This window comes from Pseudomonas sp. UW4 (assembly GCF_000316175.1).
Classification (GTDB): Bacteria; Pseudomonadota; Gammaproteobacteria; order Pseudomonadales; family Pseudomonadaceae; genus Aquipseudomonas; species Aquipseudomonas laurylsulfatiphila.
This window is the reverse complement of record NC_019670.1, coordinates 5,727,498-5,738,831: the sequence shown is the minus strand read 5'-3', so window position 1 is coordinate 5,738,831 and position 11,334 is coordinate 5,727,498. Positions and strand designations below refer to the sequence as shown.

9 protein-coding genes are annotated in these 11,334 nt (G+C 60.1%); 6 read left to right on the top strand and 3 right to left on the bottom strand.

Annotation, left to right across the window (positions count from 1 at the left end; all coding sequences use genetic code 11):
- Positions 1-141 precede the first annotated feature (141 nt).
- The 5 genes from dgcB to PPUTUW4_RS25495 all read left to right on the top strand — a co-directional run bounded on the left by dgcB (position 142) and on the right by PPUTUW4_RS25495 (position 6,199).
- On the top strand, positions 142-2,085 hold the full coding sequence (gene dgcB, locus PPUTUW4_RS25515) for a dimethylglycine demethylation protein DgcB (protein WP_015097137.1): 1,944 nt from the start codon (positions 142-144) through the stop codon (positions 2,083-2,085).
- Positions 2,085-3,305 carry an electron transfer flavoprotein subunit alpha/FixB family protein gene (locus PPUTUW4_RS25510; protein WP_015097136.1) on the top strand — a complete coding sequence of 407 codons (1,221 nt, stop codon included), beginning with the start codon at positions 2,085-2,087 and terminating at the stop codon, positions 3,303-3,305. Before dgcB ends, PPUTUW4_RS25510 begins: the two co-directional genes overlap by 1 nt.
- 15 nt (positions 3,306-3,320) lie before the next feature.
- Positions 3,321-4,091 (top strand): electron transfer flavoprotein subunit beta, encoded by a 771-nt coding sequence (locus PPUTUW4_RS25505; protein WP_015097135.1) that lies wholly within the window; start codon positions 3,321-3,323, stop codon positions 4,089-4,091.
- A 148-nt stretch (positions 4,092-4,239) separates the two neighbouring features.
- Complete coding sequence (locus tag PPUTUW4_RS25500; protein ID WP_015097134.1) at positions 4,240-4,806, top strand: GNAT family N-acetyltransferase; 567 nt, start codon at positions 4,240-4,242, stop codon at positions 4,804-4,806.
- 247 nt (positions 4,807-5,053) lie between these two features.
- The gene (locus PPUTUW4_RS25495; RefSeq protein WP_227698143.1) at positions 5,054-6,199 is read left to right on the top strand and encodes a retropepsin-like aspartic protease; all 1,146 of its coding nucleotides are present in this window, start codon (positions 5,054-5,056) and stop codon (positions 6,197-6,199) included.
- 775 nt (positions 6,200-6,974) lie between these two features.
- Here PPUTUW4_RS25495 and gbcA read toward each other — a convergent pair.
- Entirely contained in the window at positions 6,975-8,270 is a 1,296-nt protein-coding gene (gene gbcA, locus PPUTUW4_RS25490) for a glycine-betaine demethylase subunit GbcA (protein ID WP_015097132.1), read from the bottom strand.
- Between the two features lie 283 nt (positions 8,271-8,553).
- Here gbcA and gbcB point away from each other — a divergent pair, with 283 nt between their 5' ends.
- Entirely contained in the window at positions 8,554-9,654 is a 1,101-nt protein-coding gene (gbcB, locus tag PPUTUW4_RS25485; RefSeq protein ID WP_015097131.1) for a glycine-betaine demethylase subunit GbcB, read from the top strand.
- Between the two features lie 127 nt (positions 9,655-9,781).
- Here the strand turns inward: gbcB and PPUTUW4_RS25480 are convergent, their stop codons facing one another.
- Together PPUTUW4_RS25480 and PPUTUW4_RS29780 are read right to left on the bottom strand one after the other, a co-directional pair.
- Complete coding sequence (locus PPUTUW4_RS25480; protein ID WP_015097130.1) at positions 9,782-10,606, bottom strand: NAD(P)-dependent oxidoreductase; 825 nt, start codon at positions 10,604-10,606, stop codon at positions 9,782-9,784.
- Positions 10,607-10,829: 223 nt separating this feature from the next.
- A complete protein-coding gene (locus PPUTUW4_RS29780; protein ID WP_015097129.1) occupies positions 10,830-11,237 on the bottom strand; it encodes a hypothetical protein in 408 nt (135 codons plus the stop codon).
- Positions 11,238-11,334 lie beyond the last annotated feature (97 nt).

Here is an 11,334-nt window from a genome sequence, read left to right as displayed (position 1 = left end):
CCCTGTGGGAGCGGGCTTGCCCGCGAATGCAATCTGTCTGCCGACATTGATGTCGACTGACCCACCGCTTTCGCGGGCAAGCCCGCTCCCACAGGAACCGCTGACCGCGTTTCTCCAAGATGTTCTGGTGGGAGCTTCACCATGTTGAACACCCTTCTTCCAATCCTGTTGTTCGCAGCCCTGGGCCTTGGTGTCCTGGGCGCGTTGCGGCGGGTGGCCATGTGGCGCCGGGGCCGGGCTTCGAAAGTCGACCTGATCGGTGGACTGTTCGCCATGCCCAAGCGCTACATGGTCGATTTGCACCATGTGGTGGCGCGGGACAAATACATTGCCAACACCCACGTCGCCACAGCCGGCGGTGCGGTGGCGTCCATCGTGCTGGCGATTCTGGTGCATGGTTTCGGCCTGCATAACCGCTTCCTCGGCTATGCGCTGCTGCTGATGTCGGCGGTGATGTTCGTTGGCGCGATCTTCGTTTACCTGCGCCGGCGCAACCCGCCGTCGCGTCTGTCGAAAGGCCCGTGGATGCGCCTGCCGAAAAGCCTGCTGGCATTCTCGGCCTCGTTCTTCCTGTTGACCCTGCCGGTGGCTGGCATCCTCCCGGAAAACTTCGGCGGCTGGCTGTTGGCAGCGATTCTCGGAGTTGGCGTGTTGTGGGGCGTGTCGGAGCTGTTCTTCGGCATGACCTGGGGCGGGCCGATGAAGCATGCCTTTGCCGGCGCCCTGCACCTGGCCTGGCACCGTCGCGCCGAACGTTTTGGCGGCGGCCGTTCCACCGGTTTGAAGCCGCTGGATCTCAGCGACCTGAGTGCGCCACTGGGCGTGGAAAAACCCAAGGATTTCACCTGGAACCAATTGCTCGGCTTCGACGCCTGCGTGCAGTGCGGTAAATGCGAAGCGGCGTGCCCGGCCTTCGCCGCTGGCCAGCCACTGAACCCGAAAAAACTGATTCAGGACATGGTCGTCGGCCTGGCCGGTGGCACCGATGCCAAATTCGCTGGCAGCCCATATCCCGGCAAAGCGATTGGCGAGCACGCTGGCAATCCGCATCAACCGATCGTCAACGGTCTGGTGGACGCCGAGACCCTGTGGTCCTGCACCACCTGCCGTGCCTGCGTCGAGGAGTGCCCGATGATGATCGAGCACGTCGATGCCATCGTCGACATGCGCCGTCACCTGACCCTGGAAAAAGGCGCGACCCCGAACAAGGGCGCCGAAGTCCTGGAAAACCTGATCGCCACCGACAACCCGGGCGGCTTTGCGCCGGGCGGGCGGATGAACTGGGCGGCAGACTTGAACCTCAACCTGCTCAGCGAAAAGAAATCCACCGACGTCCTGTTCTGGGTCGGCGACGGCGCCTTCGACATGCGCAACCAGCGCACCCTGCGCGCCTTCGTCAAAGTGCTCAAGGCGGCGAAAATCGACTTCGCCGTGCTCGGCCTGGAAGAACGCGACAGCGGTGACGTGGCCCGGCGCCTGGGCGACGAAGCGACCTTCCAGCTGTTGGCCAAACGCAACATCCAGACCCTGGCCAAGTACAGCTTCAACCGCATCGTCACCTGCGATCCGCACAGTTTCCACGTGCTGAAAAACGAGTACGGCGCCTTCGATGGCAACTACCTGGTGCAGCACCACAGCACCTACATGGCGGAAATCATCCAGGCCGGCGCGCTGAACCTCGGTCAGCACAAAGGCGACAGCGTGACTTACCACGACCCGTGCTACCTCGGCCGCTACAACGGCGAATACGAGGCGCCGCGTGAGGTACTGCGCGCGCTCGGGATCGAAGTGAAAGAGATGCAACGTTCCGGTTTCCGCTCCCGCTGCTGCGGCGGTGGCGGCGGTGCGCCGATCACCGACATTCCGGGCAAGCAACGCATTCCTGACATGCGCATGGAAGACATCCGCGAAACCGGCGCCGAACTGGTGGCCGTGGGTTGTCCGCAGTGCACCGCGATGCTTGAAGGCGTGGTCGAACCCCGGCCGCTGATCAAGGACATCGCCGAACTGGTGGCCGATGCGTTGCTCGAAGACGCCGCGCCCGCCAAGACACCCGTCAAGCGCGAACCTGCGGAGGCCCACTGATGAGCGACATTATCCGCCGCGACCCGCGGGCCGAATGGATTGCCCGCAACCGTCTGCATCCACTGCACGCGGCCATGCAACCGGTGCAACACAGCTGGATGGGGCCTAACGGTGTCATCCGCAAGAATCCCCATGGCATTGGCTTTATCGGCCCCAACGGCATCAAGCGCATCGACCGCAGCGGCGCCCAGCAGGGCGGGACGAATAAACGTACAGCCGCTGTCGAAGTGCAATTGCCATTGCACCAGGTGGCCGCGCCGGCGTTTTACATCAGCGTGGTGCCGGATATGGTCGGTGGCCGCTTGAGCAGTCACGACCGCGACCTGCTGGGCCTGGCCCATCAACTGGCCGGCAAGGACGGCGCGGTGCTGGCCGTGGTGTTCGGCGAGCATAAGGAAAGCGCTTTTGCCACGGCGGGCGTCGATCGTCTGCTGGTGCTGGAAGGTGAAGAATTCAACGGTTATGCACCGGAACAACGGGTCCAGGGCCTGCGGGCTGTGGATAACCAGTTCAGCCCACGACACTGGTTGTTGCCGGACAGTCGCACCGGTGGCGGGGAACTGGGTCGGCGCTTTGCCGCCGCCCTGGGCGAACGCCCGGCGACGCGGGTCTGGCAGGTCAAGGATCAGGAGTGCATCGGCCGCGCCGGTGCCGGTCTGCAAGACCTTGCCCGTCCGCTGGCGCGCTTGATTCTGGCGGCTGCCGAGTGCGCCGAACCGGTCAGCGAAACCCGTCATGAAGCATTGCCGGTGGAGTTATCCACAAACGTAGCGCGCAGCCTGTCGCGGATCGAAGATCTGGGCGCGGTGGCGGTGGATCCGGCGGCGATTCCGATGGCCGAGGCCGAGTTCATTTTCTCCGGCGGCAACGGGGTCAAGGACTGGGGACTATTCCACAGGACCGCCGAAGCCCTCGGCGCGACCGAGGGCGCATCGCGGGTGGCGGTGGACGACGGCTTCATGGCCCGCGATCGTCAGGTCGGGGCATCCGGTACCTGGGTGACTGCACGGGTCTATGTGGCCGTGGGGATTTCCGGGGCGATCCAGCACCTGCAGGGCATTGGTGCCTGCGACAAGGTGGTGGCGATCAACCTCGACCCTGGCTGCGACATGATCAAGCGTGCCGACCTCTCGGTGATCGGCGAGAGTGCGGAGATTCTTCAAGCCTTGATCGAAGCGGTAGAGGCTTACCGCAACGACGCCAAGCGCGATGCGGCTTAAGGGAAGGAAAGGGTTATGAGCACGAAAATCATCAGCCTGGTGTCCATCGGCGCCCACCCGACGTCCGGTCGGCCGCGTCGCGCGGAACAGGATGCGCGGGCGGTGGAACTGGGCCTGCAACTGGCTGGGGATAACTTGCAGGTGCTGCATGCCGGCGACATCGCCGAGCCTGCGCTGCGGGCTTACCTGGGCATGGGCCTGGAACAGTTGCATGTGCTTGAGCAGCCCGAGGGTGCCGATGCGCTGCCGGCATTGACCGAGTATCTGCGTGATGCCGGTGCTCAGGTGGTGTTGACCGGCAGCCAGGCGGAAACCGGTGAAGGCTCGGGCATGTTGCCCTTCCTGCTGGCTGAAAGCCTGGGCTGGCCGCTGGTGGTGGGGCTGGCACAGGTGGAGTCCATCGATGGCGGTTCGGCGCTGGTGCTGCAAGCCTTGCCGCGCGGTCAACGTCGTCGGCTGAAGGTGCGCCTGCCGTTTCTGGCAACGGTGGACAACGCCGCGCCCAAGCCTCGCCAGAGCGCGTATGGCCCGGCCCGACGCGGCGTGCTGCAAGCGCAGGACGTTGAAGTCATCGATGATGAGCTGCTCGCGGTCGCCAGCCTGCAACCGGCCAAGCCACGGCCCAAGCGCCTGAAAGTGATCAAGGCCAAGAGCGGCGCCGACCGCATGAAAGCCGCGACGGCCAAGGCCAGTGGTGGGGGCGGGCAGGTGCTCAAGGGCGTGACGGCACAAGCGGGGGCTGAAGCGATCCTCAAGTTGCTGATTGAAGAGGGTGTGGTCCGCTGACAAATAGTCACCCTGGATCAAATGTGGGAGCGGGCTTGCTCGCGAAGGGGGCGTGTCAGTCGACATGAATATCGCCTGGCCCGCCGCTTTCGCGAGCAAGCCCGCTCCCACAGAAAAGCTTCATCTCACCGACATTTATGGGGGAACAATGGCCGTTGAATTTCGTTCGGCAGTGCGCGCCGATGCGCGTGAGATTGCGCGGTTGTTCCAGATTTCATCCGAGGGCGCTTCAGATTACATCTGGAGTCAGATCGCAGAGCCCGGGCAGGATCTGTTGGACGTCGGTGCCATTCGCTATGCCCGGGACGATGTCGATTTCTCCTACCAGAACTGCCTGATTGCCGAGGCCGATGGCCAGGTCATTGGCATGATGCACAGTTACGCGATGCGCCACGATCCACTGGCGGTCCCGACGACCGACCCGGTGCTGGCGCCTTATGCCGACATGGAAGTGCCCGATACCCTGTATATCTCCAGCCTGGCCCTGCATGAAGGCTGGCGTAACCGGGGGCTGGGCAAGCAGTTTCTCGCCCATGCCCAAGAACGTGCCGACCGGCTCGGGCTCAATGGCCTGAGCCTGATCGACTATGCCGCCAACACTGGCGCCCGGCGTTTTTACGAGCGACACGGCTTCGCGGTCATCAAGACCTGCCAGGTCATCCCTCATCCCATGATCCGCGTCACAGGTGACGCCTATCTTATGCACAGACCCTGAGCTGGTTCGGGGGTTGTTCGAGTCGCGACAGTTATCCACAGCACCACGCATCATTTATCTGGCTCCACGCTGACAAGGGCGGTGAGCTACAGTTTTCTATGCGCTGATCAAGGGTGCGGCACGCTTTCGGGAGTTTTCAGATATTCAGCGCTGACTCATAAAACCCGGTTTTATGACTGGCTTGAATATGAAGACTTTCGCTCTTTTGGCGCTCTTCGCTACGTCCATGTGGGTATCCACAGGCTTGATGTCTGCCGTCCGGATAAAAGCCCCTGCGGCCGATCAGGACTTTTATCAGTGGGTCGAGACCGAGCAGGGGCGCAACGCGTCCCTGGCACAGTTGCGGCAGCAGTGCGACAAAGAGCTGGATGCCGATAAGCACCTCGACTGTTCGGTGTCGGTCCTGGCCAGAATGCTCGAAGCCAAGGTCGCCAACCAACTCCCCGAATACTATCTGGCGATCAAGGGCAGGCATGCCCGGGCGATAGAGGCCAGCGCTGAGCTGAAACCGCTGTTCTCCATGTTCGGCGACAAATCACTGGCCATCCTGGCGACGACTGGCAATTTCTCGGTCAGCGATTCGGTGCGGCATGAGGTGCTGCCGCTGCATCCGTATGCCAACGACTTTTACATCGCGCAAGAAGTGCTGCCATTTATCGATGTCGGTTCGGCCAATGGTGTCTCGGCGCGTTTTGTACTGGACACGGGGGCACCGCAAACCCGGGTCAACATCGACACTGCGAAACAGATGGGCATCAGGTTGTTGCCCGATGCTCAGTATCGCTACAGCACGTTTTATGGCGAAAAAGGCCTGGCTGCGAGGCTGGGCATTCTCAGGTCACTCAAAGTCGGCACCCGAGAGTTCAGGAATGTCCTGGTGTTTGTCAGCGACCGGGAGAATTTGCTGGGGCTGGACCTGATCAGCAAACTGGGGCGCTTGAAGATCACCAGAAACGCCCTGGAACTCAATCCTGCGCCTGCCAGGCGCTGTGATGCGTTCATTGCCTTTAACCGCGTGGATCTCAACCAGCGGCTGGTGGTTGCCGCTCAGCTGGATCGCCGCACAACGCTGGCCATCATCGATACGGGAAATGTCGACTACCTGACGGCCGCGTTACCTGGCAGACAGGCCAATGCCGTGCAGGCACTGACGCCAGGAAGCTCGAACGGTTACACCGGCGACAACAAGCACTTTCAGCGCTTTGACGGCATATTGGTCATGCAAGGCAACATCATGGCGGTCAGCTACAAATACTACCCGGGCTTCACCATCCCGCCGTCGCTGCTGGGCGGGCAATACGTGCCGTCGATATTGCTCGGTTGGCGCGCCTTCAAAGACTTTGAATTGAACCTGGACCTGGACTCAGGTCGCTCATGCTTCAATAAAGTCTGAATACGTTGGTGTTTACCCACAATCCCTGTTGGTGGTTCTGTGGATAACATGTTCGCCCCTCGCTACGGCCCATGTAAATCAAGCCCTGCAAGGCGTCGTTCAAAAAACAACCAGCCTCGCTCGTGTTTTTTCCAAGCTTTTTCAAGGGGATAAGTGCTGCTGTTAACGCAGACTTGCCCCCAATCTCTGTTGGCGCTTCTGTGGATAAGATGTTTGCTCTCGGCTGCAGGCCTTGTAAATAGAGGTGTGTAGGCATCTGATCATAAAATGATCAAAAGGCGGTTTTGCATTGTCGGCTTTCACGCAAACGCTGGATTTATCAAGGTTTCAGCGGTTTTCCACAGAGCCTTCCAAGTTAACCCCAAAGTCTGTTGGCGCTTCTGTGGATAAGGTGTTCGCCATCCTCTGAAGGCCATGCAGGCCGTGGCTTTCAGGCTTCAGGTCAAAAAACGACCAGTCCACGCGCGGAAGCAGGCTTCTGGATAAGTCACGGTTTTTCTTTGGTTTTCGTGAAGAAAATTTCCAGCATTTCCACAGTTGTCCCCAATAGCTGTGGGTGGAGGTGTGGATAACTTGTTTGCGGAAGGCTGGGAGGTGCGGCGGGCATAGGTCTGAACGAGATAGGTCATATTTCGTACAGTTCTATGAATGACGGGCAAGCCCCCTGTAGGAGCGAGCCTGCTCGCGATGGACGTCAACGATAACGTTGGCAACCTGACACCCGGCGGCGTTCTCAGGCTCATCGCGAGCAAGCTCGCTCCTACAGGGAGTGGATTTAGCCTTGGACCGGAACGCCTTTGAGGTACGGCGCAGGCTCGGCCCCCAGGTTGCTCAGCAGACGCTCGCTGTACCAGTCCACGAAGTTCACCACGCCGAACTCATAGGTCTTGGAGTACGGGCCAGGCTGGTATGCGGTGGAGTTGATGCCGCGCTGGTTCTCTTCGGCCAGGCGACGGTCCTGGTCGTTGGTGGCGTCCCAGACCTGGCGCATGCGCTCCACGTCGTAGTCCACGCCTTCGACGGCGTCCTTGTGCACGATCCACTTGGTGGTGACCATGGTTTCCTGGGCGCTGATCGGCCACACGGTGAACACAATGATGTGGTCGCCCATGCAGTGGTTCCAGGAGTGCGGCAGGTGCAGGATGCGCATCGAGCCCAGGTCCGGGTTCTTGATGCGGCCCATCAGCTTGGCACAGCCCTGTTTGCCGTCCATGGTCATCGACACGGAGCCCTTGAGCAGCGGCATGCGCACGATGCGGTTACGCAGGCCGAAGCTGGCGTGGGCGTACGGGATCTTCTCGGCTTCCCAGGCGGCGGCGGAGGCGGCGACGTGGTCCTTGAACGCCTGGTCGGCGCGCGGGTCGGTGACGTCGTCCCATTCCAGCAGGGTTTTCAGCAGTTCCGGGTGCGACGCGTTGCAGTGGTAGCACTCGCGGTTGTTTTCCAGCACAAGCTTCCAGTTGGCCTTTTCCATCAAGGTGGTTTGCACCGCCACCTTGGTGTTTTCCATGTCGTACGGTTCCATGTAATGGTTGAGCGTCGACAGGAAGTCATCAATGGCTGGCGGGTTCTCCGCCAGGCTGATGAAGATGTAGCCGCCGGCAGTCTTCACGTTCACCGGTTTGAGGCCGTACTGATTCATGTCGAAGTCGGCGCCCATCTCGGTGCCGGCGAACAGCAGGCGACCGTCGAGTTCGTAGGTCCACTGGTGGTAGTGGCAAACCAGTTTGGCGACCTTGCCCTTGTCGCTGGTGCACAGGCGCGAGCCACGGTGGCGGCAGACGTTATGGAACGCGTGCACCACGCCTTCGGCGCCACGGATGACGATGATCGGGTTCTTGCCGACCTGCAGGGTCAGGTAGTTGCCTTTGGTGGGGATCTCGCAGGTCATGCCGGCGATCAACCACTCTTTCTGAAAGATTTCCTGCATGTCGATATCAAACAGGCGGTCGTCGGAGTAAAACGGCTGCGGCAGCGAGAACGTGCGCTCACGCTCTTGCAGCATCTGTGCGGTGGCCTTGCGTGCGGGTTCCAGCGGATCGCCCAGGCTCAGTGTAGTAGTGACGTCCATCGTTTAATCCTCAAGGCCATTCTGTGTGGCCGGCGAAAGTGGCTAATCAGGGTTGCTACGCAAGGTGTAATGGTTGTGTCTTGGTATGGGGCGAGTGTGGGGCCGGCGCAGGCCAGAACCTTATCCATGGGCGACATGGTGCAATCTGTTCCCGACGCGCAAGCCCCGGTCGTTGGGGGCTGGTCGCGATAAGCATGTCAATGTCGCAGATAGGTAAATGGGTGATCCGCGCTATACGCAGAATCGCCAACATGAAGGCCGACAGTCGGCCGTGGAGATCAGCATGTCCAACAGCTTCCTGAATCCGGTAACCACCCAGACCTGGGCCAATGGTCGACACATTGTCCGTTGCGTCAAAGTCATCCAGGAAACCTGGGATGTGCGCACCTTTTGCTTCATGGCCGACCAGCCGATCCTGTTCTTCTTCAAGCCGGGGCAGTTTGTCACCCTGGAGCTGGAAATCGAAGGCCAGCCGATTATGCGTTCGTACACCATTTCCAGTTCGCCGTCGGTACCCTACAGCTTTTCGGTGACCATCAAGCGTGTGCCGGGCGGCAAGGTCTCGAACTGGCTGCACGACACCCTGCACGAAGGCCAGGAGCTGGCGGTGCACGGTCCGGTCGGGCTGTTCAATGCCATGGACTTCACCGCGCCGAAGGTGCTCTACCTCAGCGGCGGCGTGGGTATCACGCCGGTCATGTCCATGGCGCGCTGGTTCTACGACACCAACGGCAATGTCGACATGGTGTTTATCCACAGCGCCCGTTCGCCCAAAGACATCATTTACCACCGCGAGCTGGAGCACATGGCGTCGCGGATCGAAAACTTCAGCCTGCACCTGATCTGCGAGAAGCACGGCATGGGTGAGCCCTGGGCCGGTTATCGCGGTTACCTGAACCACAGAATGCTTGAACTGATGGCGCCTGACTTCCTTGAGCGCGAAGTATTCTGCTGCGGCCCGACGCCCTATATGAATGCGGTCAAGCGCTTGCTGGAAGGCGCAGGTTTCGACATGTCGCGTTACCACGAAGAATCCTTCGGTGCGACCCCGCCAGAGGCGCGTGCCGATGCGGTAGAACATGCAGTACAAGCGGCCGAGGCACCGGAAGTCGACGCGGCGGACCTGCATCAAGTGGAGTTCACCGCCTCCGGCAAGAGCATCCGCGTGGCTCCGGGCGAGACCGTGCATGCGGCGGCGGCCAAGGTCGGCCTGATGATTCCGAAAGCGTGCGGCATGGGCATCTGCGGCACCTGCAAGGTGTTGAAGCTGGGTGGCGAAGTGGAGATGGAGCACAACGGCGGCATCACCGAGGAAGACGAAGCCGAAGGGTTCATCCTGTCGTGCTGCAGCGTGCCGAAGGGCGACGTGCGCATCGAATTCTAAGCGTTACGCAATACCCTTGTAGGAGCGAGCTTGCTCGCGATGGACGTCAACGATGACGCTGGCAACCTGGCACCCCGCGGCGTTCTCAGGTTTATCGCGAGCAGGCTCGCTCCTACAGGGGAGGGTTTTAGTCAATAAACAGATCTGTCATCAGCTTTTCGGTGCTGTCGGGCGCGAACCGATAGTGCTCGAACTCGGTCGCGCCGTTCTCCCGCAAGATTTCCTCATCGATCAACAACCGCCCGGTCAGGCTGCGGTTTGTGCAGCTCAAAATCACATGCGCCGCATCCGCCATGATCGCAGGCGTTCGCGCATGCTTGAACGATTCCTTCGACCCCAACTGAAACTCGATGGCCGCGGTGGCAATCATCGTCTGTGGCCACAGCGAGTTGACGCTGATGCCGTAATTCCTGAACTCCTCACTCATGCCCAGGGTCAGCATGCTCATGCCGTACTTGGTGACGGTATAGGGGCTGTATTGGGCGAACCACCTGGTGGCCAGGTTCAGCGGCGGAGACAGGTTGAGGATGTGGCCACCGGATTTCTTCAGGTACGGCAGCGCAGCCTGACTGCACAGCAATACGGCACGGGTGTTGATCTGGTGCATCAGGTCAAACCGCTTGAGCTCAATGTGCTGAACCCCGGTCAATTTGATCGCGCCGGCGTTGTTGATCAGCGCATCAATGGCGCCGAAATGTTCGTTGGCCCGGGCCAGCGCCTCACGTACGGCATCCTCTTCACGTACATCCACCTGCAAGGCCAGCGCTTTGCCGCCTGCGGCTTCCACTTCCCGAGCCACGCTGAAAATCGTGCCCGGCAGCTTGGGGTGGGGTTCGGCACTTTTGGCGGCAATCACGATGTTGGCCCCATCGCGTGCGGCTCGCAGCGCAATCTCACGGCCGATGCCGCGGCTGGCGCCGGTGATGAACAGGGTTTTGCCTTGCAATGACATGCTGACGCTCCTGATTATTGTTATGTGAGCGGATTGGCTCGACAGACAATGTAGACGAAGTCTTGCAGGCGTCGGTTTGAGGGAGGGTTTCTGGAGGTTTCAATCCACAGCGACTGTGGCAAGTGGAGGCCTTTGTGGCGAGGCGGCAAGCACCTCGCCACAATGGATAAGGCTGTGATTCAAACCGCCATCAATCGATGATGCGGGCTGTTGGAGTCATCAGTTAAGCGCGCATGAATTCCAGCTTTACTCTGCGCATGTTTTCCGCATTCTCCTCGTATTCCTTGTTTGTGATCTTGTAACGAATGCCTTGCATTTTAAAGGTGTTGCCGACATTCACACTTAGATAATACTCGTGCGGAGTGATATTAAAGTCGGATGTGATGGAGCCGTTTTCCAGCGGTTGGTCCAAGGTTTGATCGTTCATTTTGATTGCTCTCTTTTGGAACTCGGTTTTTCCGTCGAATCTTCGACAGGCCATGGTTCCCGAAAGACTGCGTAGATTCCTTTTCAGGTCGGCAAACCCTACGCCAGCGATATCCAGATCTGGAACTGTAAGAAATACCAGAGCCGATGAGCGGTGCGACGCAATCAGAATGTGCCTGCAGCTGCTGGTGCCAGATTCAGGCACTCATCACTTCATGAATGTCTTTCGCCAATTCACGTACGCGCTCATGCTGACGCTCCTGCTTGTTGTTATATGAGTGAAGGCTCGACACACTATGTAG

What these genes read in the sequence shown, in the direction of transcription:
- dgcB (WP_015097137.1), top strand. Translation starts at nt 142, where the DNA reads ATGTTGAACACCCTTCTTCCAATCCTGTTGTTCGCAGCCCTGGGCCTT.
- PPUTUW4_RS25510 (WP_015097136.1), top strand. Translation starts at nt 2,085, where the DNA reads ATGAGCGACATTATCCGCCGCGACCCGCGGGCCGAATGGATTGCCCGC.
- PPUTUW4_RS25505 (WP_015097135.1), top strand. Translation starts at nt 3,321, where the DNA reads ATGAGCACGAAAATCATCAGCCTGGTGTCCATCGGCGCCCACCCGACG.
- PPUTUW4_RS25500 (WP_015097134.1), top strand. Translation starts at nt 4,240, where the DNA reads ATGGCCGTTGAATTTCGTTCGGCAGTGCGCGCCGATGCGCGTGAGATT.
- PPUTUW4_RS25495 (WP_227698143.1), top strand. Translation starts at nt 5,054, where the DNA reads ATGTCTGCCGTCCGGATAAAAGCCCCTGCGGCCGATCAGGACTTTTAT.
- gbcA (WP_015097132.1), bottom strand. Translation starts at nt 8,270, where the DNA reads ATGGACGTCACTACTACACTGAGCCTGGGCGATCCGCTGGAACCCGCA.
- gbcB (WP_015097131.1), top strand. Translation starts at nt 8,554, where the DNA reads ATGTCCAACAGCTTCCTGAATCCGGTAACCACCCAGACCTGGGCCAAT.
- PPUTUW4_RS25480 (WP_015097130.1), bottom strand. Translation starts at nt 10,606, where the DNA reads ATGTCATTGCAAGGCAAAACCCTGTTCATCACCGGCGCCAGCCGCGGC.